Below are 23,436 nucleotides of genomic sequence, written 5' to 3'. Positions count from 1 at the left end.
ACATGACACGTATGACGGGTGATCAGCTCGTGCCCCTCGCCGCGATATTCGTCGGCGTGGCGGCGCTCAACCTCGCGGTGACGTGGCTGCTCGTCCGCCGGAACCGCGACCCCGCGGAGCTCTTCGGCTCGGTCGCGGCCCGTTCGTCGGAGCCCGACGGCGACGAGGAAGCGGCCGGTTCGGCGGTCGCACGCGACCGCGGCGCGGCCGGGGGTCCGACGGACGAGTCAGCCGACGCCGGTGACCCGCCGCCGCTCGACGCCGACGGAGAGACGGTCGTCTGCCGGCACTGCGGCGCTGAGAACCGCGTCGGCTACCGGTACTGCCGGTGGTGCGTGCGGTCGGGATTCGTCGACGACGGCGCCGGCGTCACCGCGGGAACAGCGATGACCGACCGGTCGCTATAAGCTGTCGCGACGGGCGCCCCGACCGCGACGACGAGGAACGGGCCACGTAGACGGCGTCGATCCGGAGTGGACCGCTCAGGCCGCGTCGATCCGACAGCCAGCGGCGTAGTCGATCCCGTCAAGCGTGTCGATTCCGTCGTCGCCGCACACCGGGCAGTCCGGGTTACGCGCGTACGGGACCGTCTCGAACGAGAGGTCCATGGCGTCGTAAAACAGCATGCGACCGACGAGCGGGTCGCCGACGTCTATGATCAGTTTCACCGCCTCCGTCGCCTGGAGACACCCGACCGTCCCGGGGAGGACGCCGAGGACGCCGGTGCTGGCGCAGTCCGGTACCGTTCCCGGCTCCGGCGGCTCCGGGAACAGACAGCGGTAGCAGGGGCCGTCGGGCGAGAGCGTCGTCACCTGCCCCTCGAACTTGTAGATGGCGCCGTGCGAGACGGGGACGCCCTCGATTCGGGCGGCGTCGTTCACCACGTACCGGGTTGCGAAGTTGTCCGAGCAGTCGACGACGACATCGTAGTCCGAGATCAGTTCGCGGGCGTTGCCCGCGTCGAGTCGCAGGTGGTGGCGCTCGACATCCACGTCGGGGTTGAGGTCGGCGACGAAGTCGGCGGCCGAGTCGACCTTCTGGCGTCCCACGTCGCCGTCACCGTGGATGACCTGTCGCTGGAGGTTCGAGCGCTCGACGGCGTCGTCGTCGGCGATCCCGATCGCGCCGACGCCCGCCGCCGCGAGGTACTGGACGACGGGCGCGCCGAGCCCGCCCGCGCCGACGACGAGGACACGGGCGTCGAGCAGTCGCTTCTGCCCCTCCGGACCGACGCCGTCCAAGATGACGTGTCTGGAGTAGCGGTCGAGTTGGGTCGCGTCGAGCGAGAGGCTCATGTCCGTGACCTGTGCGGGCGCAGATATAATCGTGTTCCCGGCGGCGACAAAGACGCGGCGCGGCCGACACTCGCTCCGTCGGCGACGGCTCTGGACCTGACGCCGACGCTTACTCCCCCGACGCGGTCACGGCGTCGGTCATCCAACAGTCGTCGACGCTGCCCAGCGAACTGTTCGTGGTCGCGCTCCCGCCGCCGACCCGGACGAGGCGGAACTCGTAGCGCCCGGTCACGGTGCCGTCCTCGCGCGTGACGACTTCGACCGCGGCGGTCCCGTCGGCGGTCTCCGGCACCGAGTACTCCGCGGTATCGTACGTGAGCATCGGGCCGTACCGGGCGGTCTCGAACAGCTCGACGTACTCGCCGACGGGTCCGACGACCTGCCTGTTCTCCGGCGACGCGAACGCCCGGAGGGTCCGGATGCCGTCGTTCGTCGCGTTGTCGTTGTACCGGAGCGCGTTCATCTGGATCTGGACGACCTGAAGCGCGGACCGCTCGCAGGTCGGGGACAACGCCGTGTTCCGCGCGGCCTCACCGGTCGGGTCGCCGTCGGCGGCCGACACGGTGTTCCCGCCGTCCGAGTCCGTGCCGCTCGCGTCGCCGCCGTCGTCCGTCGACCCTCCCACGTCGGACGGCGAGTCGATCGCCCCGTCGTCGCCGGCGATCACGCCCGGCCCGCCGATCCCGGCGGCGCCGGCGGCGAACCCGGCCCCGGCCGCCGCGACGAGGAGCGCGACGACCGCGATCGCGGCGACGACGGTCCGGCGGGACGGTCGATCGCTCGCGGCGTCGGCGGTCGAACCGTCGCCCGGCTCACCGCTCTGGGGTGGATCGGGGTTGGAGTCGCTCGGCCGGTCGTCAGCTCGCGACGCGCCGGGCGAGTCGGCGACGTTCCGATCGGTGCGATCGGCGTCGCTGCGGCCTACCGGTCCCGACGCGCCGGCGGCCGTCGCCCCGCCGGCGGGATCACTCGCGTCGCCATCGCCCGAGGCGTCGTCGCCGCTCGCGCTGTCGACGGTCCGGACATCGTCGGTCGCCTCGTCGTCGGTGGCTAGCGATCCGTCGCCGGAATCGGTCGCAGCGCCGGGCTCGGGAGCGACCGCGTCGTACGATGCGGACCGAACGGGGACACCGAGAATCCGGTCCGCGATCTCGTCCGCCGCCGCCGGCGGGACGGCGTACAGGAGCCGCCGTCGGAGGTCCGCCGGAGAGACGACCGTCGAGTCGTCGAGCGTCCCGTCGTCAAGCAGTGAGTCGCTCGCGACGACGACGGCGTCGGCCGGGCCGTCGGGGACGCGGCCGTCGGCGGCCGAGGCGACGAGCAGTTCGGTCCGCTGGTCCCCGTTTCGCACGGTCACTCGGGGCGGATCGGCGTCGGCCGCGTCGGCGGTCGCCGCGTACGCGTCGGCGACGAGCGTCGCGAGCGCGTCCGTGTCGAGCGACCTGAGCGCGGTCGCGAACGCGTCGGGCGGAATCGGGGTGGTCCCGGTCACGTGGCGATCGCCATGACTACAGTTGGTATGTGACGCGGTATCTTTGCTCTTGCGCCGCCGGCGTCCGGGGCGCGACGGCGGAGAGCGTCGGGAGCGTTAGACGACGAGCCCGTCGGGGGACGGGGGCGACGAGCGGCGCGTCCGCTCGGCGACGCGGTCGGTGAAAAACGAGAACTGAACGTCGACGGCGGCGTTACTTGCCCTGCCGGTCGTTCGAGGTGACGCTCGGGCGCGTCTTCTCGGTGCCCTTGCCGCGCTTGCGCTGGCCGCGGCCCTTGGTGCCGGCGGAGGTGAGCCCGCGGTACGCGCGACCCTTGTGGTCGTCCGAGCAGATCCAGTTCAGGTCGTCGTCGTTCTCGATTGCGGGGTGGGCGGGGTCCACGAGGATGACCTCGTGCCACTTCTGCGAGCCGTCCTCGCCGACCCAGTAGGAGTTGAGCACGCGGAGGTTGCGGTACTTCCGCGAGGCGCGCTCCTCGGCGATGCGCTGGATCGACTTGCGCCGCGAGACGCGGTTGACGCCCTGGCGCTTCGAGCGGCGGCCGGCCTTGAAGCGCTGCTTGCGCGAACCGCCCTTGCGGACGCTCACGCGGGCGACGATGACGCCCTGCTTGGCCTTGTAGCCCAGTTCGCGGGCCTTGTCCAGCCGGGTGGGGCGCTCGATGCGCTCGATGGCGCCCTGGTCGCGCCACTCCTGTTTGCGCTGCCACTGCAGCTCAGCTAGTTTCCCCTCCTTGGGGGACCGCCACGCCTCCTTGATGTGCGAGTAGAAGCTTCGTGCCATTGTTGTCCGCGGACGGTTGCGATTCAGCCGCGAGGGGCCACATGTCGTCTCGTCCCGGGGCGCGCGGCGGTCGGTCCGACCGCGGCCCCGGCGGCGAGTGCCCGCTGTGTCCGCACCAGCGAGTTGACGGAAATACCCGCGGTTCACTCTTAACCGCTTCGCTCCGCGGGTCGCGTGGGTTGCGGTCGCACGGGTTCGGCGAGACGTTCGGTCCGAACTGACGGGCGAGATATTCGGTCGGGACGCACAGTCGACGGGCGCGGTCGGAACGCTCGAACCGGCCGCCGCTCGTCGATCGATTAAAGTTCAATTGTATCGATGAACCGCTAGTGGTACACATCGACGCCGCGCCGGCGGCACGCGGGCGCGACGGAGGGAGGTACCGGTGGGAGGTATGAGACTCCTCGTCGTCGCGGGAACGACCGCGACCGCCGCCATCGACGGAATCAGCGCTGCGGGCGCCGACCCGGAGCTACGCGTTCACACGCCGAGCGCCGACCTCGAAATCGTCGAGGCGGGGCGCCCCGCGCCCGACTCGCCCGTGCCGATGAGTCCGACGGGCTGCGCGACGCCCGCGGTCGTCACCCGCGCGGTCCGCGAGCTGCTCGGCCCGGAGACCCTTCCCGTCGAGTTCGTCGACGCCGGACTCGGCGCGCCGACCGCGGCGAGCGTCCGCGAGGTCGGCGCGTCCCCGGGCGGCGACGTCCGCGACCCCGAGCCGGTCCCGGAGGCGGCAACCGTCTTCGAGCGCGCGCGCTCGCTGGCGCCCGACCTCGCCGTGTCCGGTGAGGGAGCCGGCCCCGAACGCGACGGCGACGGACCCGCCGAGCTGCTCGTCGCCGAGACGATTCCCGGCGGGACGACCACCGCGCTCGGAGTCCTGACCGCGCTCGGCGAGCGCGCCGCCGTCTCCTCGTCGCTACCGGCGAATCCGATCGAGCGCAAGCGGCGCGTCGTCGCCGAGGGGCTGGACGCGAGCGGCCTCGACCCGGGCGGCGCGGCGGACGACCCGATCGAGGCGGTCCGGCTAGCCGGCGACCCCGTCCTCGCCGGCGTTTCGGGGCTGATCGTCGGCGCGGCCGACGCCGGGATCGACGTGACCCTCGCGGGCGGCACACAGCTCGCGGCCGCGGCGGCGCTCGCCCGGCACGCGGGCGTCGAGCGACCGCTCCCGTTGGCGACCACGTCGCTCGTCGCGGACGACCCCACCGCGGACCTCCCGGCGCTCGCCGGCGACCTCGACCTGACGCTCGCGGCGGCCGATCCCGGGTTCGGCGAGAGCGACCACCCGGCGATGGCGGCGTACGCCCACGGCGAGGCGAAGGAGGGCGTCGGCATGGGCGGGGCGCTCGCGCTCGCGGAGCGCGCCGGGGTCGGCGACGACGCCGTCCGCGAGCGGGTCGCCGCCGTGGCCGACCGCCTGCTCGCGGATCGGACGGAGTCCGACGGGGGAGACGGGACTACCCCCGCGAACGGAGGCGACCGACGGTGAGGGGACTCGTCCTCGCCGGCACGGCGTCGGGCGTCGGCAAGACGGTGGCGACACTCGCGACGATCCGCGCGTTCGAGAACGCCGGCCGGACCGTCCGGCCCGCGAAAGCGGGGCCGGACTTCATCGACCCGAGCCACCACGCCCGGGTCGCCGGGCGGCCGTCGCGCACCCTCGACCCGTGGCTTCAGGGGAACGACGGCCTCCGACGGAACTACGCCCGCGGCGACGGTGACGTCTGCGTCGTCGAGGGAATGATGGGGCTGTACGACGGCAGCGCCGCGAGCACGGCCGAGGTGGCCGCCGCACTCGACCTCCCGGTCGTCCTCGTCGTCGACGCGAGCGCCGGGATGGAGAGCGTCGCGGCGACCGCGCTCGGCTTCGCGACGTACGCCGACCGGACCGACCACGACCTCGACGTGGCGGGCGTCGTCGCACAGCGCGCGCACGGCGGCCGTCACGAGTCGGGGATCCGCGAGGCGCTCCCAAACTCGCTCGCCTACTGCGGCCGGATCCCACCCCGCGAGGATCTGGAGATCCCCGACCGCCACCTCGGACTACAGATGGGCGAGGAGGCACCGCTCGACTCGGCGGCGCTCGACGCCGCCGCCGAGACGCTCCGGACCGACCGGCTGCTCGATGTCGCGGGTGAACCGACGCTCCCCGCGACGGGCCCGGAGGCGAGACCGGCGGGCGGCGGCAGCCGAGCGAACCCCGGAGACGGCGACGACCGCCCGCGGGTCGCGGTCGCGGACGACGCCGCCTTCCGGTTTGTCTACCCGGCCACCCGCGAGCGGCTCGGCGAGCGCGCGACCGTAGTCCCCTTCGCGCCCGCGGCCGGCGACGATCTCCCGCCCTGCGACGGCGTCTACCTCCCCGGCGGCTACCCGGAGCTCCACGCCGCGGCGCTCGCCGACGGGCCCGCGCTTGCGTCGGTCGCGGACGCCGCGGCCGAGGGGACGCCCGTCCTCGGCGAGTGCGGCGGGCTGATGGCCCTCGCGGAGACGCTGACGACGGCCGACGGCGACAGCCACGAGATGGCGGGCGTCCTCCCCGCGAGCGTCGAGCGCCGGGAGCGGTATCAGGCGCTCGACCACGTCGAACTCCGCGCCCGCCGCGGCGCGCTCACGGCGGCCGCCGGGGATCGGCTCCGCGGCCACGAGTTCCACTACTCCGCGGCCGAGGTCGCCCCCGACGCCCGGTTCGCGTTCGACGTGGAGCGCGGGACCGGCATCGACGGCGACCGGGAGGGGCTGACCGAACACCGCACGCTCGGGACGTACTGTCACGTCCACCCCGAGAGCGGGGCGTTCGACGCGTTCCTCGACGAGGTGACGGGATGACGGGAGCCGCCGCGCCCGTCGGGGCCACCGAGCCGGCCGTCGCCGCGCAGGTCGCTGAACCCGCCGCCGCGCTGATTGCTCCGGCTGCCACGCTCCTCGCGCCGGTCGCGCTCGCCCTCGCGCTGGATCTCGCGGCCGCGGAGCCGCCGCACCGCGTCCACCCGGTCGCGCTGTTCGGGACCCTCGTCGGCCGGTTCGACCGGGAGTGGGCCCGCCCTCGGCTCGTCGGCGTCGCGGTCGCGGCCGGCCTCCCTCTCGCCGCGGCCGCACTCTGCGGCGGGGTCGTCTGGCTGGCCGCCGCGCACGGCCCGCGACCCGGCGGCGTCCCGGTCGCCGCCGTCGCCGCTGCGGCGGGCGTCTGCTTCTCGGTCGCGAGCCTCCGCATGCTGCTCGACGTGACCGGTGAGGTCGTCGCCGAGACCGAGACCGATCCCGACGCCGCCCGGGAGTCGGTCCGGGCGCTCGTCGGGCGCGACCCGGCCGACCTCTCTCCGGCCGCGCTCCGTAGCGCTGCGGTCGAGAGCGCCGCGGAGAACCTCGCGGACGGGTTCGTCGCACCGCTCGTCTGGTTCGCCGCCGGCGCGACCGGCGCCGTCGCGGTCGCGGCGGTCGGTGGGAGTCCCGGGGCCGGCACGACCGGCGTGACGGCCACGGTCGCCGGGAGCGCCGCGACCGTCGAGAGCGCGCTGGCGGCAGGGGTCGCGGCCGCGGCCTGGGTGAAGGCGGTGAACACGCTCGACTCGATGCTCGGCTACCGGTCGAAGCCGGTCGGCTGGGCCAGCGCCCGGCTCGACGACGCCGCGATGTTCCTGCCGGCGCGGGTCGCGGCGTGCTGTCTCGCCGTCGCGGCCCGGTCGCCCGGGAGCCTGCGGCGCGCCCGGTCGCTGGCCCGCGAGCCGGCGTCGCCGAACTCGGGCTGGCCGATGGCGACGGCCGCCGCCGCGCTCGGCGTCCGCCTAGAGAAGCCGGGGGCGTACGTCCTCGACGGCGGTCCGGAGGCGCCGTCGCCCGCGGCCGCCCGCGACGCCGTGCGGCTCGTCGGCGTCGCCGGCGGGGTCACCGTCGCGGCCGCGGCGGCGTGGGTCCTCGCGCTCGCGGGGGTGGTCGCGTGGTCCTGACCAGACCGGTCGCGGCGCTCCGCGGCGCGCTCGGGTTCCTCTCCCGGGTCCCCGTCGGCCGCACCGACCGCGCCTGGGAGGCGTTCCGGCGGACGCCAGCGGCGATGCCGGCGGTCGGGTACGCGATCGGGGCGCTCGTCTCGCTCCCGGTCGTCGCGGCCGCGCTGGTGCCGGTTCGGGTGCCGCCGCTCACGGTCGGCGTCGCGTTCGCCGCGTGGCTCCCCCTCGTCACCGGGATCACCCACCTCGACGGCGTTGCGGACCTCGGCGACGCGGCGGTCGTCCACGGCGACGCCGAGCGGCGGCGGGCGGTCCTGAAAGACTCCGCGCTCGGCGTGGGCGGGACGGTCGCGCTCGCGCTCGTCGTCGCCGGGCTCGTCGCCGCGGGGGCGGCGGTCACGGGCGTCGCGGCCCGCTCGCTCGCCGACGCGGTCGCCCTCGTCGTCCTCGCGGAGGTGGGCGCGAAGGCCGCGACGGCGGCGCTCGTCTGCGTCGGCGACGCCCCGCACGAAGGGCTCGGGTCGGCGCTGACGGCGGCCTCCGGCCCGCGGGCGCTCGCCGGCGTCGCACTCGTGACGGCGCCCGCGGCGCTGGGCGCGCGGGCGGGCCTCAGCTCCGGGGGCGCCGGCGTCGTCGCGGCCGCGCTCACCGCCGCGGTCGTCGTCGCCGTGCTCGCGTTCGCGTGGGCGCGCTCGCGGCTCGGCGGGGTCAGCGGCGACGTGCTCGGCGCGACGAACGAGCTCGCCCGCGTCGTCGGGCTACACGCGGGGGTGATCGCGTGGACGCTCTCGTGATGTGCGGCGGCCGCGGCACGCGACTCGACCGCGAGGGCGAGAAGCCGCTCGCGCCGGTGGCCGGGCGGTCGATGGTCGACCGGACGCTCGACACCCTCGCCGCGAGCCGGGTCGAAACCGCGTACGCGGCCGTCTCGCCACACACGCCGCGGACCCGCGAGCGACTGGGCGAGCGGGCGAGCGGGGGCGGACGGGTCGCCGACGGCGCCGAACGAGGGGCGGGATCGGTCGAGGTGACCGTCGTCGACACGCCGGGCGACGGGTACGTCGCGGATCTTCAGGCGGCGCTGGCCGAGGGTCCGGAACCGCCGGTCCTCACGGTCGCGGTCGACCTCCCGCTGCTTGACGGGCCGGCGGTCGACACCGTCCTCGACGCGCACGCCGCGGCCGGGAGCGACTCCCTGTCGGTCCGCGTCCCCGCCGCGCGCAAGCGCGGGCTGGGCGCGAGCGCCGACGCCGCGACCCGGTACGACGACGGCGACGGCGACGAAGCGGCTGGCGAAGCCGTGGACCCGCCCGACGAGCGCGTCCCGGCCGGCGTCAACGTCGTCGGAGCGATCGACGGCGCGGGCGACGAGGCCGTCCGCGCGACCCGCGACGCCCGCCTCGCGCTCAACGTCAACCGCCCCGGAGACCGTCGGCTCGCCGAGCGGATCCTCGCCGGCGAGTGCGACGCCCCGACCCTCCCGACCGGCGGGGTCGAGTGGCTCGGCGAGCCGGGAGCCGCCGAGGGAGGTGACCGGTCGTGAATCGCGAGCGCGCGGCGGCGCTCGGACGCGAACCCCACGGGAGTACCGACGACCCGGACCTGCTGGACTTCAGCGCGAACACGAACCCGGCGGTCCCGGCGGGCGTCGAGCGCGTCTATCGTGCGGCCTTCGAGACGGCGCGGACGTACCCGCCGGAGCCGCCGGGGGCGTTCCGGGCGGCCGCGGCCGACTACGTCGGCTGCGACCCCGAGTGCGTGGTCCCGACGCCCGGCGGGCTGGCCGCGATCCGGACGGCGATCGCGCTCGCGGTCGACCCGGGCGACTCGGCCCTGCTCCCCGCGCCGAGTTTCGGCGAGTACGCCCGCGAGGTCCGACTTCGGGGCGGCGATCCCTCGTTCGTCGACGCCGAGCGCGTCCTCGACGCCGACCCGCGCGGCCACGCCCTGGCGGTCGTCTGTACGCCGAACAACCCGACCGGGGCCGGCTACGACCGCGAGGCGCTGCTCGCGTTCGCGGAGCGTTGCCGCGCGGCCGACACCGTGCTGCTCGTCGACGAGGCGTTCCTCGGGTTCACCGAGCGCGAGTCGCTCGCGGGCACCGACGGCGTCGTCGTCGCGCGGGCGCTCACCAAGCTGTTCGGGCTCCCCGGGATCCGGGCCGGATTCGCGGTCGCGACGGGCGACCTCGGCGCGGCGATGCGGGGCGCGCGCCGGGCGTGGAACGTGAGCGCCCCGGCGCTCGCGACCGGGGAGTACTGCCTCCGGCAGACGGAGTTCGTCCGCGAGACCCGCGACCGCGTCCGCCGCGAGCGCGGGCGGCTGCGGACCGGCCTCGGCGAGCGGTACGACGTGGCGCCCTCCGCGGCCCCGTTCCTGCTCGTCGACGTCGGCGACCGCGACGTGGACCGCGTCGTCGCGCGCGCCCGGGAGCGGGGCGTCGCCGTCCGCGACGCGCGGACGTTCCGGGGCCTCGACTCGCACGTCAGGGTCGCGGTCCGCCGCCCGGCGGAGAACGACCGGCTCCTCGCGGCGCTCGGCGTCGACGGCGAGGAAGACGACGACGAAGCGGACGCCGAGACGGGAGACGGCGGCGGAGGTGGGGACGCCGATGTTTGAGGCGACCGTCAGCGAGGGCGTCCTCCGGCTCCGGCGGCCGGGGACGCGCTGGCTCTCGACCGGGTGGGACGGCGGGCGGTCGCGGGCGGCGACCGCGTACAACGTCACCGTCCCGAAGGGGTTCGCCCGGACCGACCTCGGGGCCTACCGCGACGAGCGGCTGGCGCGGGCGGGGTTCGCCGCCGAAGCGGACGGGCGGAGCGCCGAGGGGGCCGGCGCCGAGGGGAGCGACGGCGACCGCGACGCGCCGCCGACGCTGTTCACGGGCGTCTCGATGGAGCACGCCCGCGGCGCGCGGCTCGGGCCGGTCGTCGCGTACGCGACGGTCGGCCTCTCGAACCCCGCGATGCTGCCGATGGAGCCGACGGACGAGGGCGAGCCGGTCGATTCGGGCGCCGACGCCGCCGGCTCGCCGGTCGACCCCCCCGGAACGGTGAACCTGATCGTCGGCGCGACGCGGCGGCTCGCCCCCGGGGCCGCGGCGAACCTCGTCGCGGTCGCGGCCGAGGCGAAGACCGCGACGCTGCTCGCGGCGGCGGGGATTCCGGGGACGACGAGCGACGCCGTCGTCGTCGCCGACGATCCGGAGGGCGAGCCGGCGGAGTTCTCCGGGAGCGCCACGGCGGTCGGCGGGGCGGCCCGCGCCTGCGTCCGGGACGCGGTCCGCGCGAGCCTGCGGTCGCGGTACCCGGACGGCGACGTGCCCGGACCGGCGGTCGACGCCGAACACGGCGTCGTCACCGGCGACCGGGCGGAGGTTTTCGACCCATGACCACGAACCACGACGACACCGACGACGAGGAACCGACCGACGCGCACGAGGAAACACCGACCGACGCCGGCGAGGGAGCCGCAGGCGACCGCGCCCGCACCCCGGGCGGCGGCGCGGCCCCGGAGCCGGAGCCGATCGAGCCGGCCGCCCCCGAGGAGTTCGGACTGGTCCAGGCGTTCTGGGGCGACGGCAAGGGGAAGACCACCGCGGCGATGGGGATGGGCTTCCGGGCCGCGGGCCACGGCTACCGCGTCCACATGCTCCAGTTCATGAAGGGCGGCGCGGACAGCGTTGAGGGCGTCAGGGGCGAATACAACGCGATCGCGGCCGTTCCGGGCTTCACCTACGAGAACGCCGGTCACTACGGCTGGCACGGCCTGCTCGACGGGTCGGCCGACGACGAGCACGAGGCGAAGGCGGCGGCCGCCTTCGACCGCGCGGAGGCGCTCGTCATGGGCGCTGCGGAGGCAGACCTGACCGAGCCGCTCGCACTCGACGGGGCGCCCGAGGCGGGCGTCCACCTGCTGATACTCGACGAGCTGCTGTACGCGGCCGACCGCGGGCTCGTCGCCCCCGACGAGGTTGTCCGCCTCGCCGAGTCGAAGCCCGAGGACCTCGAACTCGTCCTCACCGGAAGCCACGCCGAACCGGACTATCTTGACGGCGTCGCCGATCTGATCTCGAACGTCCGCAAGGTCGCCCACCCGTTCGACGACGGCCAGCGGGCGCGCAGGGGGACGGAGTACTGACGATGAGGGCCGCGCGACCGTGACCGACGCCGGCGCGGACGAGGGCGGCGGGGCCGAGGCGGACCCGGAGAGTGACGCCGACACGGTGCTGATCGCGGGTACCGCGAGCCACGTCGGCAAGAGCACGCTGGCGGCCGGGCTCTGCCGACTGCTCGCGCGGCGCGGCGTCTCGGTCGCACCGTACAAGGCCCAGAACATGAGCAACAACGCGCGGGTCGCGCTCGCCCCGGACGGCGAGTGGGGCGAGGTCGGCGTCTCCCAACACGTCCAGGCCCGGGCGGCCGAGACCGTGCCGACGACCGACGTGAACCCCGTCCTGCTCAAGCCGCGCGGCGGCGGCGAGAGCCAGGTGATCGTCGACGGCGAGGCGGTCGCGAACGCTCCGGCGTCGACGTACTACGACGACCACTGGGCGACCGCCCGCGACGCCGCGGTCGCCGCCCACGAGCGCCTCGCGGCCGACCACGACGTGATCGTCGCCGAAGGCGCGGGGAGCATCGCCGAGATCAACCTCCACGACCGCGACCTCGCGAACGTCGAGTGCGCGCGGTTCGCGGACGCGGCGATCCTGATCGCGGTCGACATCGAGCGCGGCGGCGCGTTCGCGAGCCTCTACGGGACCCTCGAACTGCTCCCCGACGACCTCCGCGAGCGCGTGTGCGGCGCCGTGATCACGAAGTTCCGCGGCGACCCGGCCCTCCTCGAACCCGGGATCGACGAGATCGAGGCCCGAACCGGCGTGCCCGTCGTCGGCGTCGTCCCGCACGACGACCCGGGGCTCCCGGCGGAGGACAGCCTCTCGCTGCCCGACGCGGCGACCGCCGAGGACGGAAGCGGTGGCGGCGGGACCGGTAGCGGCGGCGTCCTCGGCACCGACGACGGCGTTCCGGACGACGAGGCCGTCCGGGTCGGGGTCCCGCGGCTGCCGCGCATCTCGAACTTCACCGACCTGGAGCCGCTCGCGCGCGAGCCGGGAGTCCGCGTCGCCTACCTCCCGCTCGACGCCGCGCTCGACGGGGTCGACGCGGTGGTCCTCCCGGGGTCGAAGAACACCGTCGACGACCTGCTCGCACTCCGCGAGGCCGGCTTCGACGGCGCGCTGCGCGCGTTCGACGCCCCCGTGGTCGGCGTCTGCGGCGGGTACCAGCTGCTCGGCGAACGGCTCCTCGACGCGGCCGTCGAGGGCGTCGGCGACCGCGAAGCGGTTCCGGGGGTCGGCCTCCTGCCAGTCGAGACGCGGTTCTCGACGGAGAAGCGCGTCGAGCGCGTCACCCGGGCGGTCGACGGCGTCGGCCCGATCGCCGGCGCCGAGGGGCGCGCGACGGGCTACGAGATCCGCGCCGGGCGGACGCGGGTCCTCGACGACGGGGAGCGGGAGGCCGCGCCGACGCTGCTCGCGACCGAGCCGCTCGGTGCCGAGGGCGTCGCCACCGACCGTGTCCTCGGGACGTACCTCCACGGACTCTTCGAGACGCCGGCCGTGCGCGACGCCTTCGTCGAGACGGTCTTCGCGAGCGCGGGCCGGACGCGCCCGGACGCGACGACCGCCGACCGGTCGCCGTACGAGCGCGCGGCCGACCTCGTCGCGGACCACGTGGACCTGGCCGCCGCCGGGCTCGACGAGCTCCTCGGGTCCGCGGAGTGAGGCGACGGGGGATCCGAAGGCGGAAAGTATATTGTCCTAAACACCCAATACTGGCGCATGAGCGACGCAGCCGAAGCGAACGAATCGACGGGAGACGACGCGAAGACCGAGCGCGAGCGGATTCGCGAGCAGAAGCGCCGAGAGCTGGAAGCGCGCCTCGGCGACGGCGACGCGCTCGACGAGGGCGCCGGAACCGAGACGGGCGACGGCGGGGCGGCGACCCCGGACGAGCCGATCCACGTGAACGGACCGGACGAACTCCAGCGCACGGTCGACGAGCACGACGTCGTCCTCGTGGACTGTTACGCCGACTGGTGTGGCCCCTGTCAGATGATGGAGCCCACGATCGAGGCGCTCGCGGCCGAAAGCGACGCCGCGATCGCCAAGGTCGACGTCGACGCGAACCAGGCGGTCGCCCAGCAGCTGGGCGCGCGCAGCATCCCGACGCTCGTCCTGTTTGCCGGCGGCGAGGCGGTCGACCGGTTCGTCGGCGCGCAGGACCGGGCGACGCTTGAATCCGCGATCAACGAACACGCCGCCTGACGCGGCGGCGGAGCAGAGCCCTCAGTTCTCCGCGAGCGTCTCCTCCAAGAGCTTCCGCTGTGCGGTCGCGAGGTGCTCGGCGAACGTCGAGGGAGAGATGTCGAGCGCGTCGGCGACCGCGCTCGCGTTGGCGTCGCGGGGGCGTTCGAAGTAGCCCATGCGGTAGGCGGTCCGCAACACCTCGCACTGGCGATCGGTGAGGCGGCCGCGGTCGACGAGGGTCCGGTCCGACACCTCGTCGCCGCGCGCCGACCCCTCGACGAGGTAGCGGACCTCGACGCGCTCCGCCGTCCCGTCGAGCGCCGAGACGATGTCGCGCAGGCGTTCGAGGTCGGGGAGGTGGAGCGTCAGGAGGAGGACGCCGTCCTCGGCGCGGGCGTCCGCGATCGGGCAGTCGAGCTCCTCGATTATCCGGCAGGCGCACGCCCCGTCGCGCGGGCGGTCGTACCGGTACACCCGCTCGTCGCCGAGGTCGACGACCGAGGTGGGCGTCGGGACCCCCTCCGCGCGGTCGACCGCGTCCGGGTCGCGGGCGCGGAACTCCTCGGTGTGCGTGTCACCCACGTGCGTCCAGTTGACGCCGGTTATCGGTCCGTCGTGGACGGTCGACGCGGCGACGACCGGACACCCCTCGGTCCCGTGGATCGCGACGCCGGCGCGAACGCCCCCGTGCGCGGCCGCGACACCGTCGTCCGCCGGCTTCCCTCCGGTTCCCATCAGATCGGGGTTAGCACGACGGGTACAAATGCCTGATCCACGATACACCGGTCCCGTGACCGGGTCTCGCAGAGAACACCCGCAATACTGAGGGCCAGTCGGTATCGGTCCGCGCCCCGGAGTCGCAGCCGTGACACGAGCGATCCACGCACTCGGAGCGATCGCCCTGGCCGGCGCCGGGGGCGGAATGAGCGTCGCGGCGGCCGCGGGGTTGGCCGGCGGCGCCGGAGGCGGACCGAACCTGCTGGCCGGCGCGGTCGTCCTCGCGGTCGGCGCGGTGAGCCTCGGCGCCACCGTCGCGAGGGAGACCCGGGACGCGCTGCGGACGGACGGCTTCGGCGTCACGCGGACCGACCTCGGCAACGCGACCGCCGTCGCCGCCGCGGCGCCGGTCACGTACGCCCTCTCCGTGCGGGTGGGCGTCGGCGCGGTCGTCGCGTCCGCGCTCGTTGGGCTCTGCGCGCACCTCCTGACCGAGACGTACGGCGCCCCCGCCTACTGCGGTTCGTTCGTCGGGATGGCGACCCCCGCGGCCGACGCCGAACTCGGGTCGGTGGCCGCCGCCGGCCTCGTCGCCGCCGGCGTCTTCGTCGCCGCCAAGCGCGCGTTCAACGGGTTCGGCGGGAAGCTCGGCACGACGGCGTTCGTCGGCTGCCTGTCGGTGGCGGCGCTCGGCGGGCTGACTCCCGGCGCGGGGACGGTCCCGGAGCCGGCCGTCGCGACGGGGCTCGTCGCCGCGGCGGCCGTCGCCGCGCCCGTCACGTACCTCGTGAGCGTTCAGCTCGACCACGGCCCGGTCGTCGCCTCCGCCGTCGTCGGGCTCGCGGCCGGCCTCGTCTGTCCGCCGCTGTTCGCCGCGGGCGACGCGGTCGCTGCGGTCGCCTTCTGCGCGTCGTTCGCCGGGATGGCCACCCCGGAGCGGATCCCAGGGCCCGGCGCGATGCTGTTGGCCGGCGGGACAGCCGGCGTGGCGTTCGTCGGCGCGGCGCCGTACTTCGTCGGCTTCGGCGGGAAGCTCGGCACGATCGCGTTCGCCGCCTGCCTCGTGACCGCGGGCGCCCTGTCTCTCGGCCGCCTGCTCGCGCCGGCGGGGAGCGACGCCGTGACCGGGTGACTCGCCGCCGCGTCGGGGGGCGCGAAGACGGCAGACGAACACCGTCGACCGGCGCGAGAAGCGGGCGGACATCGAGGCGAGGGGACGGATACCGAGACGGGAGGGCCGGCACCGAGACGAGAGGGTAATTAAAACACCACGCTACGCCGGGGGTGTTCGGAGGGTGCTGGGGCTCCTACGTGGGACCGATGCCCGATCCGACCGAACGGAGCTTCGAGTCGAACCCCACCGTCTGTCCGTTCTGCGGCGTCGGCTGCCAGATCGAGTACGCCGACCGCGGCGGCGCGACCGGCGTCGAGGGGGCGGTGAACGCCAAGGGAGAGATCTGCCCGAAGGGGGCGGCCGCGTTCGACGTGGTCGACCACGAGGACCGCCTGACGGAGCCGCTGGTCCGACACGACGGGCACTTCGTCACCGCGCCGTGGGGGGAGGCGCTCGACCGCGTCGCGAGCGGAATCGGGCGCGTGGTCGACGAGCACGGCCCCGACGCCGTCCAGTTCTTCGCGTCGTCGAACTGTACGAACGAGGAGAACTACGTCCTCCAGAAGCTCGCGCGCGTCCTCGGGACCAACAACGTCGACAACTGCGCGCGGCTCTGTCACTCCTCGACCGTCGCGGCGATGAGCGAGCGGTTCGGGGCCGGCGCGATGACGAACACGCTCGACGACCTCCGGGAGACGGACTGCCTGTTCGTCAACGGGGCCAACCCGGCCGAGCAACACCCCGTGGCGTTCCGGTCGTACCTCCTCCCGGCGATCCGCGACGGCGCGACGCTGGTCCACGTCGACCCGCGCGCGAACGACACCACCGAGGCGGCGGACGTCCACCTGCCGCTGCGCCCCGGCACCGACATCGAGGTGGCGAACGCGGTCGCGGCGGTCCTCGTCGAAGAGGACCTCGTCGACGAGTCGTTCCTCGACGAGCGCACGACCGGGTTCGACCGCCTTCGCGGCCACCTCGCCGGCGTGGACGTCGCCGCGAACGCCGAGGCGGCCGGCGTCGACCCGGGGGCGATCCGGGAGGTCGCCCGGGCGTACGGCGAGGCCGACCGCGCCGCGATCGTGACGGGGATGGGGACGAGCCAGCACCGCTGCGGCACCGACAACGTCCACGCCCTGCTCAACCTCGCGCTGCTGACCGGCAACGTCGGCCGCCCCGGGACGGGCGTGAACCCGCTGCGGGGCCAAAACAACGTTCAGGGCACGAGTGACGTTGGAGGACTGCCAGGCGTGCTCCCCGGGTACGAGCCCGTGACGGACGCGGCCGCCCGCGAGCGCGTCGCCGAGGTGTGGGGGGTCGAGCCGCCGGCGGAGCCCGGCCTCACCGAGGTGGAGGCGACCCACCGGTTCGGCGACGAGGTGCGCGCGGCGGTCGTCTTCGGCGAGAACCCGGCCGTCACCGAGCCGAACGCGACGGCGGTCGCGTCGGCGTTCGACGACCTCGACTTCTGCGTCGTCATCGACCTGTTCGAGACGGCGACGGCCAAGCACGCGGACGTGGTCCTCCCCGGGAGCGCGTGGGCCGAGAAGGCCGGGACCGTGACGAACACCGACCGGCGCGTGATGCGGATGCGGCCGAACGCGGACCTGCCGGGGAACGCGCGACGGGACTTCGAGATCCTCACCGACCTCGGCCAGCGGCTGACCGACCGGCCGGACGCGTTCGACCACGACGGCCCGGAGGCGGCCTTCGAGGAGCTGACCCGCGTCGCCCCGATCTACGAGGGGATGAGCTACGCGGAGATCGGCGGCGGCTACCAGCGGTGGCCGTTCTCGGCGAGCGACGGGGCCGGCACCGACGTGTTACACGCGGAGACGTTCGCGACGGGCGAGCGCACCGCCCCGCTCGCGGTCGTCGACCCGGTCCCGCCCGCGGACGAACTCGACGCCGGCGAGCTGACGCTGACGACCGGTCGCGTGATGCAGCAGTTCAACAGCGGGGCGCTCAGCCGGCGCTCCGACCGACTCGTGGCGATGCGGGGCGAGGACGCGCTCCAGATCCACCCGGCGGACGCCGCCGATCGCGAGATCGAGGACGGCGACCGAGTGACCGTCTCGAACGAGCGCGGGAGCGTCGAGGTCGCCGCCGAGGTCACGCCGGCGGTCCGCGAGGGCGTCGTGTTCTGTACGTTCCACTACCCGGACCCGCTCGCGAACGCGCTGACGGGCGACGCGCTCGACCCGGCGGCGAAGATCCCCGAGTTCAAGCACTCGGCGGTCGCGGTCGAGCCGGTCGCCGAGGGGGACGCGCCCGCGGAAGGCGACGCGGCCGGCGCCGACTGAACGGGCGCCGACGCGGGGTCGGCCGTCCGTCGCGGATAGGCGGCACGAATCGCCGGTATCAGCCGTGAGACCTGGGGGTGGCCGTTTATATAACCCAAGCGGAGAGGTCTCAGCATGGCTACATCGGGAGAGTACGGCCGGCACGACTTCGGTCAGGGCGGCTTGAACGACGGGCTCGACGTGGGTGAGCTGGTCGATGAGATCGGTCTCGACGGGGACGAGATCGCGTGGCGAAAGGAGTTCGTCGGCTTCGACGCAGAAGACGAGCGGCGACTGAGCCGGTACGAGGACGCGTTCGCGGAGAACGCGGAGCAGATCGCGGACGACTTCTACGAGAACCTCACCGAGCACGAGCAGACGACCGCGGTGATCGGCCGGTCCGACAAGGGACTCGAACAGCTCAAGCGGACCCAGTCGGCGTACCTCGTGACGCTCGCGGGGGGCGAGTACGGGACGGAGTACTTCGAGGACCGGGCGCGGATCGGCAAGATCCACGACATGCTGGAAATGCCGATGAAACACTACATCGGGCAGTACGGTGTCTACTACGACCTGATCCTCCCGCTTATCGGCGACCGGCTCGTCGACTCGCTCACCGACCGGCTGGCCCCCGACGACGGCGGGACGGTCGACGACGAGACCGCGGCGGCGGTCGAGGCGGAGGTCGACGACGCGATCGAGGACCTGCTCTCCGTCCTCCGGATCGTCAACCTCGACATGCAGGTCGTCACGGACACGTACATCCACTCGTACAGCGAGAAGCTCTCGGCGGCCGTCGAGCGGAACGAGGAGCTGATGGCGGAGGTGGAGGCGGAGGTCGAAGACCCGATCAGCGACCTCCGCGAGTCGGCGGGCGACGTCGCCGAGAGCGCCGCCGAGGTGGGCGACGCGGCCGAGGAACAGTCGCGGCGGGTCGCCGAGGTCTCCTCCGAGGTCGCGAACCTCTCGGCGACCGTCGAGGAGGTGGCGTCGACGGCCGACGAGGTCGATCGGACGAGCAGCCGGGCAGAGGCCCTCGCGGAGGACGGCCGTGACGCGGCCGACGACGCCGCGTCGGCCATGGACGACATCGGCGACGCGGTCGACGAGGTGGCGGCCGACGTGGAGGCGCTTCAAGAGCGGGTCGAGGAGATCGACGAGTTCGTCGACGCGATCGACGGGATCGCCGACCAGACGAACCTGCTCGCGCTCAACGCCTCGATCGAGGCGGCCCGGGCCGGCGAGGCGGGTGCCGGGTTCGGCGTCGTCGCCGACGAGATCAAGTCGCTCGCGGAGGAGTCGCAGGGGCACGCGAGCGACATCGAGTCGATGGTCGACGGCATCCGCGCCGACACCGAGGAGACGGTCGAGAGCCTCTCGGAGACGACGGTGCGAGTCGACGAGGGGAGCGAGCGCGTCGGCGACGCGGCGGAGAGCCTCACCGACATCGCCGAGGCAGTCACCGAGACGGCCGACGGGATCGACGAGGTCTCCGACGTGACCGACGAGCAGGCCGCGGCCGCCGAGGAGATCGCCGCGACGATCGACGGGGTGGTCGAGCAGTCGAATCAGATCTCGGAGCGGATGGGAGAGCTCGCGGAGGAGAGCGAGTGCCAGTCCGCGGCGGTCGAGGAGGTCGAACGCAGCGTGCGCCGGCTGTCCGCCGACGGCGGCGACGACGGATTCCAAGCGGCGTCGGTGACGGACGGCGGCCGGTCGATCCCGGCGGGGCTGCCGGAAGGGATGCCGGAGTTCGTGATCGACCGCCTCTCCGACGAGGAGTTACAGGCGATCGCGGCCGGCGACCTAGAGATGGACGACCTCCGGTGAGCCGGTCGGCGTGACCGGCGCGTCGGAGGCGCAGGAGCCGCGGCCCGAGCGGTCTGACTCAGGGGACGAAGTACGCGTCCGGTCCTCGAACGCCGGAGAGCTCGCGGAGCGCGGGGGCGCCGCACCGGTCGCAGGCGTCCGGCTCCGCAGCGGCGTCGGCCCGGGCGAACACCGTCTCGCAGGCGTCGCAGGCGACGTAGCGGAGCGCGAGCGACGGGGTGTCGGTCATGGGCGGGGTAGGCGGCCGACGCACTTGAACCGACGCCCGGGGCGGGTCGGTCTTGCCCGGCCCCGGCGTCGCCGGTCGGGTCACTATTGCCCGGACCCGGCGTCGCCGGAGGACGCGATCCGCGCCTCGTACTTCGCCAGCGACTCGTCGAGCGCCTCGGCGGCGTCGGCGTCCGCCGCCTCGGCGAGCGCGAGCAGCGCGAACAGCGCGTCGCCGATCTCGTCGGTCGCGATCGCGGCGGCGTCCGGCTCGCTTCCGTAGTCGGTCGAGGTCGCCACCTCCTTGGCGATCTCGCCGACCTCGCTCTCGAGGTCGAGGACCCGGTGCGCGAGGTCGGTCTCTAACCCGTGCTCGGCGACGAAGGCGGCGACGCGGTCCTGCTCGTCCATACGCGTGGCCTCCCTCGCCTCGGTAAAGAATCCTCCCGCTTCGGTCGCCCCGAGACCGCGGGCTTCGGTGGTGGCGAGGACGGCCGGTCGCGCAACCCCTAAGACGCGAGCGACCCCATTGTTCGTATGCGAATCGCGATACTCGGCGGCACCGGCGACATCGGCGAGGGGCTCGCGCTCCGGCTGGCGGCGGACACCCCGCACCGGATCGCGGTCGGGTCGCGGGAGGCCGAGAAGGCCGAGACCAAGGCCGAGGAGTACACGACCGAACTGGAGAGCCGCGGGCTCGACGCCGCGGTGACCGGCGGGGAGAACGCCGCTGTCGCCGCCGACGCCCGCGTCGTCGTCCTCGCGGTGCCGCCGTATCACGTCGGCGACACCGTGGAGGCGGTGGCGGGGTCGCTGGACGACGGCGACGTGCTCGTCTCGCCCGCCACGGGGATGAAACGCGACGACGAGGGGTTCCACTACCACAAGCCCGGCGCGGGCTCAGTGACCGCGATCGTCGCCGACGCGGCGCCGGAGGGCGTCGCCGTCGTCGGCGCGTTCCACAACCTCGCCGCCGCGCGGCTGGCGAACCTCGACGCCGACCTCGGCGTCGACACGCTCGTCATCGGCGACGACGAGGACGCGAAGCGAACGGTCGCGGACGTCGCCGAGGGGATCGAGGGGCTCCGCGCGCTCGACGCGGGCGGGATCGCCAACGCACCCGAGATCGAGGCGCTGACGCCGCTTCTGATCAACGTCGCCTCGAACAACGACGGGCTCAACGACCTAGGCGTTCGGTTCCAGTAGGACCGGAGGCGGACCGTCGCCGGGCGCTATGACGAACGGATGACCGCCCGCGGATCGGCGGCGAACGCCGCCGGAGTCCCGGCTCGGCGGTGAGGTTCCGGGGCCGCGAACCACGGGAGAGATCCCCGGGCGAGCGTCGGCGCAGTCGTCCGGATCTCCGCCGGCACGGCGTTCCGTTAGGCCTTTGCGCGCCGGGGCCCTCCGGTCGGTAGATGGAGTACTTGCAGCGTCGGGTCGGGCTGGTCGAAGACCGGATCGAGTCGGTCATCGACGACGTCGAGCCCGAGGAGCTGTCCGGTGAGGTGGGGCACGTCGTCCTCGCGGGCGGCAAGCGCGTCCGCCCCGCGGTGACCGTCCTCGCCTGCGAGGCGTTCGACGGCGACCCCGAGGAGGCGGTCGACTTCGCGGCCGGTATCGAGTTCGTCCACAACGCCTCGCTCGTGATCGACGACATCATCGACCGCTCCGAGGTCCGCCGCGGCACCCCCGCCGCGTGGGCGGAGTTCGGCTACGGCCCGGCGATCATCGCGAGTGACGGCCTGCTCGGCGAGGCGTTCGCGCTGTTCTCCGCCGAGCCGCGCGCGATGCGCACCGTCGCCGAGGCGATGGTCGAACTCGGCGAGGGCGAGGCGACCGAGCTCGCCGCGCGCCCGACCAACGAGGCCGAGTACATGGATCTGGCGCGCCGGAAGACGGGCGCGCTGTTCCGCGCCGCCGCCGAGTTGGGCGCGGTCGCGGGCGGCGCCGACCCCCACGCGATCGACTCGTTCGGCGAGTACGCGGAGCGCGTCGGCGTTGCCTTCCAGATGCGCGACGACGTGTTGGACGCCACCGCCGACGCCGACGACCTCGGCAAACCGACCGGACAGGACGCTGAGATGGACCGCCCGAGCGTCCTCCAGGTCACGTCGCTGTCGCCCGAGGAGATCAACGAGCGTGCCCGCGCCGAGTCGGAGCGCGCGCTCGCCGCCCTCGACGACGCCGATCCGCCCGAGACCGAGGCGATCGAGTACCTGCGCGACCTCGCAGAGTTCGTCGTCGTCCGCGAACGGTGATCGGAAGAGAGCGTTCGTGCGGTCAGATCCCGGCGCTCAGATCTCGTACTCCGCTTTCTCCATGAGGTCCGCGAACACCTCGGTCCCCATCGCCTCCTCGTAGACGATGGCAGTGAGCATCCCGCCGGGGTAGACGCCGCCGTTCTGGACGTGGTCCACCTTGTGGCAGTGCATCGGGTAGATTCCGGGGTCCGCGTCCGCCGCGAACTCGATGGTGTACCGCTCCGCGGGCGCGACGTTCACCACGTCCTCAGGTAATTGCAGTACCTCGGGGTACGGCGCGCCGTCCTTCTCCACCGTGCGGAACCGGTGGTTGTGCGTGTGCATCGGGTGCGACATGAACCCCGCGTTGACCAGGTGGAGCCGCACCGTGTCGCCCTCGCTGACGACGACCGGCGAGCCGTGGTCGGGGTTGAGCGTGTACGGCGCGACGCGGCCGTTGATCGTGAACGCGTCGGGGCGACGGTCCTGAACGTCGTAGCTGGCGTCCGCGCCGCCGTACGACCGGGAGAGCCGCGTGTCCCAGTCTTTCAGCGTCATGAACTGCTCGACGTCGGCTTCCTCGTACCCCTCGGGGTCGATCCGGAGGATCCCGTACATCCCCATGTCCATGTGCATCGGGGTGTTGAAGTGGCAGTGGTAGAGGTGGGTGCCGGGCACGTCCGCGCCGATCTGGTAGGTGTGCTCCTCGCCGGGCATCACGGTGATCCCCGTCGTGGACGGGACCCCGTCGTCCTTCCACGACTTCGAGACGCCGTGGAAGTGGAGCGTGTGCGGCATCTCCCCGCCGGTGTTGTCGAGGGTGATCGAGAGGTCGTCGCCCTCGGTCGCCCGGAGCACCGGGCCGGGGACGCTCGGTGTCCCGTCGTCGGCCTGGAACGCCCACGTCACCGGCATCTCGACCGGCCCGCCCAGCGATCTCCCGGGGTGGGCCGCATGTCGGGCGTGGACCGAGCGCAGCGTCACCTCGCGGCCGCGCTCGTCGAGGTCGACGACCTCCGGCGACCCCGTCTCCGGGAGCGTCGGCCCGTCGTCGGTCGCCGGCGGGTCCGCGTCGTCGCCGGCGCTCGCGGTGGTGGTGGCCTCGTTCAGACAGCCCGCCAGCCCGGCGACGCCCGAGAGCCCCGCGGCCTGAAGGATCGTTCGTCGCGCGAAGCCGCCGTCGGAGACGGAGTCGTTCTGCGACATGTCTCAAGC

At 74.0% G+C, this 23,436-nt stretch carries 23 protein-coding genes; 16 read left to right on the top strand and 7 right to left on the bottom strand.

What is annotated here, in order from left to right; genetic code table 11:
• Positions 1-11 precede the first annotated feature (11 nt).
• On the top strand, positions 12-407 hold the full coding sequence (locus EXE47_RS04875; protein ID WP_137708071.1) for a zinc ribbon domain-containing protein: 396 nt from the start codon (positions 12-14) through the stop codon (positions 405-407).
• A 75-nt stretch (positions 408-482) separates the two neighbouring features.
• Here the strand turns inward: EXE47_RS04875 and EXE47_RS04870 are convergent, their stop codons facing one another.
• The 3 genes from EXE47_RS04870 to EXE47_RS04860 all read right to left on the bottom strand — a co-directional run bounded on the left by EXE47_RS04870 (position 483) and on the right by EXE47_RS04860 (position 3,571).
• Positions 483-1,295, bottom strand: a complete 813-nt coding sequence (locus EXE47_RS04870; protein WP_086216838.1) for a molybdopterin-synthase adenylyltransferase MoeB — start codon at positions 1,293-1,295, stop codon at positions 483-485.
• 109 nt (positions 1,296-1,404) lie between these two features.
• Positions 1,405-2,787, bottom strand: coding sequence for a hypothetical protein (locus EXE47_RS04865; protein ID WP_137708070.1), 1,383 nt, complete (start codon positions 2,785-2,787; stop codon positions 1,405-1,407).
• 193 nt (positions 2,788-2,980) lie between these two features.
• Positions 2,981-3,571 (bottom strand): 50S ribosomal protein L15e, encoded by a 591-nt coding sequence (locus tag EXE47_RS04860; protein WP_049931415.1) that lies wholly within the window; start codon positions 3,569-3,571, stop codon positions 2,981-2,983.
• A 385-nt stretch (positions 3,572-3,956) separates the two neighbouring features.
• Between EXE47_RS04860 and EXE47_RS04855 the strand changes: the two genes are divergently transcribed.
• Genes EXE47_RS04855 through trxA form a run of 10 tightly spaced genes read left to right on the top strand, consistent with a single transcriptional unit; the run spans position 3,957 to position 13,849 of the window.
• On the top strand, positions 3,957-5,063 hold the full coding sequence (locus EXE47_RS04855) for a nicotinate-nucleotide--dimethylbenzimidazole phosphoribosyltransferase (RefSeq protein WP_137708069.1): 1,107 nt from the start codon (positions 3,957-3,959) through the stop codon (positions 5,061-5,063).
• Positions 5,060-6,403: a cobyrinic acid a,c-diamide synthase gene (locus tag EXE47_RS04850; RefSeq protein ID WP_137708068.1), complete on the top strand. Its 1,344-nt coding sequence runs from the start codon at positions 5,060-5,062 to the stop codon at positions 6,401-6,403. Before EXE47_RS04855 ends, EXE47_RS04850 begins: the two co-directional genes overlap by 4 nt.
• Positions 6,400-7,521, top strand: a complete 1,122-nt coding sequence (locus tag EXE47_RS04845; RefSeq protein WP_137708067.1) for a CobD/CbiB family cobalamin biosynthesis protein — start codon at positions 6,400-6,402, stop codon at positions 7,519-7,521. The genes EXE47_RS04850 and EXE47_RS04845 overlap by 4 nt, the downstream gene beginning before the upstream one ends.
• Positions 7,512-8,315, top strand: a complete 804-nt coding sequence (gene cobS, locus EXE47_RS04840; RefSeq protein ID WP_137708066.1) for an adenosylcobinamide-GDP ribazoletransferase — start codon at positions 7,512-7,514, stop codon at positions 8,313-8,315. Before EXE47_RS04845 ends, cobS begins: the two co-directional genes overlap by 10 nt.
• Complete coding sequence (locus EXE47_RS04835; RefSeq protein ID WP_137708081.1) at positions 8,315-9,064, top strand: NTP transferase domain-containing protein; 750 nt, start codon at positions 8,315-8,317, stop codon at positions 9,062-9,064. The genes cobS and EXE47_RS04835 overlap by 1 nt, the downstream gene beginning before the upstream one ends.
• Positions 9,061-10,140 (top strand): aminotransferase class I/II-fold pyridoxal phosphate-dependent enzyme, encoded by a 1,080-nt coding sequence (locus EXE47_RS04830; RefSeq protein WP_137708065.1) that lies wholly within the window; start codon positions 9,061-9,063, stop codon positions 10,138-10,140. Before EXE47_RS04835 ends, EXE47_RS04830 begins: the two co-directional genes overlap by 4 nt.
• Positions 10,133-10,912 (top strand): adenosylcobinamide amidohydrolase, encoded by a 780-nt coding sequence (locus tag EXE47_RS04825; RefSeq protein ID WP_137708064.1) that lies wholly within the window; start codon positions 10,133-10,135, stop codon positions 10,910-10,912. The genes EXE47_RS04830 and EXE47_RS04825 overlap by 8 nt, the downstream gene beginning before the upstream one ends.
• Positions 10,909-11,661 carry a cob(I)yrinic acid a,c-diamide adenosyltransferase gene (locus EXE47_RS04820; RefSeq protein WP_094520120.1) on the top strand — a complete coding sequence of 251 codons (753 nt, stop codon included), beginning with the start codon at positions 10,909-10,911 and terminating at the stop codon, positions 11,659-11,661. Before EXE47_RS04825 ends, EXE47_RS04820 begins: the two co-directional genes overlap by 4 nt.
• A 19-nt stretch (positions 11,662-11,680) precedes the next feature.
• Positions 11,681-13,306, top strand: coding sequence for a cobyric acid synthase (locus EXE47_RS04815; RefSeq protein WP_137708063.1), 1,626 nt, complete (start codon positions 11,681-11,683; stop codon positions 13,304-13,306).
• 57 nt (positions 13,307-13,363) lie between these two features.
• The gene (trxA, locus tag EXE47_RS04810) at positions 13,364-13,849 is read left to right on the top strand and encodes a thioredoxin (protein WP_049931408.1); all 486 of its coding nucleotides are present in this window, start codon (positions 13,364-13,366) and stop codon (positions 13,847-13,849) included.
• Between the two features lie 21 nt (positions 13,850-13,870).
• Here the strand turns inward: trxA and EXE47_RS04805 are convergent, their stop codons facing one another.
• Positions 13,871-14,566, bottom strand: coding sequence for a helix-turn-helix domain-containing protein (locus tag EXE47_RS04805; protein ID WP_086216790.1), 696 nt, complete (start codon positions 14,564-14,566; stop codon positions 13,871-13,873).
• A 187-nt stretch (positions 14,567-14,753) separates the two neighbouring features.
• On the opposite strand from EXE47_RS04805, the gene EXE47_RS04800 reads away from it, so the two are divergent.
• From EXE47_RS04800 to EXE47_RS04790, 3 genes are all read left to right on the top strand, one after another.
• Positions 14,754-15,680, top strand: a complete 927-nt coding sequence (locus tag EXE47_RS04800; protein WP_049931514.1) for a hypothetical protein — start codon at positions 14,754-14,756, stop codon at positions 15,678-15,680.
• A 188-nt stretch (positions 15,681-15,868) separates the two neighbouring features.
• Positions 15,869-17,962, top strand: a complete 2,094-nt coding sequence (gene fdhF / locus EXE47_RS04795; protein WP_137708062.1) for a formate dehydrogenase subunit alpha — start codon at positions 15,869-15,871, stop codon at positions 17,960-17,962.
• Positions 17,963-18,076: 114 nt separating this feature from the next.
• Positions 18,077-19,771 (top strand): globin-coupled sensor protein, encoded by a 1,695-nt coding sequence (locus EXE47_RS04790; RefSeq protein WP_241988218.1) that lies wholly within the window; start codon positions 18,077-18,079, stop codon positions 19,769-19,771.
• A 58-nt stretch (positions 19,772-19,829) separates the two neighbouring features.
• On the opposite strand, the gene EXE47_RS18400 is transcribed toward EXE47_RS04790, so the two are convergent.
• Both EXE47_RS18400 and EXE47_RS04785 read right to left on the bottom strand, forming a co-directional pair.
• Positions 19,830-20,000 carry a hypothetical protein gene (locus EXE47_RS18400; RefSeq protein ID WP_155120035.1) on the bottom strand — a complete coding sequence of 57 codons (171 nt, stop codon included), beginning with the start codon at positions 19,998-20,000 and terminating at the stop codon, positions 19,830-19,832.
• A gap of 83 nt (positions 20,001-20,083) precedes the next feature.
• Positions 20,084-20,389: a MazG-like family protein gene (locus EXE47_RS04785; protein WP_049931405.1), complete on the bottom strand. Its 306-nt coding sequence runs from the start codon at positions 20,387-20,389 to the stop codon at positions 20,084-20,086.
• Positions 20,390-20,515: 126 nt separating this feature from the next.
• Here EXE47_RS04785 and npdG point away from each other — a divergent pair, with 126 nt between their 5' ends.
• Positions 20,516-21,184 (top strand): NADPH-dependent F420 reductase, encoded by a 669-nt coding sequence (npdG, locus tag EXE47_RS04780; RefSeq protein ID WP_049931404.1) that lies wholly within the window; start codon positions 20,516-20,518, stop codon positions 21,182-21,184.
• 212 nt (positions 21,185-21,396) lie between these two features.
• The gene (locus EXE47_RS04775; protein WP_049931403.1) at positions 21,397-22,239 is read left to right on the top strand and encodes a polyprenyl synthetase family protein; all 843 of its coding nucleotides are present in this window, start codon (positions 21,397-21,399) and stop codon (positions 22,237-22,239) included.
• 36 nt (positions 22,240-22,275) lie between these two features.
• Here EXE47_RS04775 and EXE47_RS04770 read toward each other — a convergent pair whose 3' ends face one another.
• Positions 22,276-23,427, bottom strand: coding sequence for a multicopper oxidase domain-containing protein (locus EXE47_RS04770; RefSeq protein WP_137708061.1), 1,152 nt, complete (start codon positions 23,425-23,427; stop codon positions 22,276-22,278).
• Positions 23,428-23,436: the final 9 nt, after the last annotated feature.

This window comes from Halorubrum sp. GN12_10-3_MGM, from assembly GCF_005435235.1.
GTDB lineage: Archaea > Halobacteriota > Halobacteria > Halobacteriales > Haloferacaceae > Halorubrum > Halorubrum ezzemoulense.
This window is presented reverse-complemented; position numbering and strand designations above follow the sequence as displayed.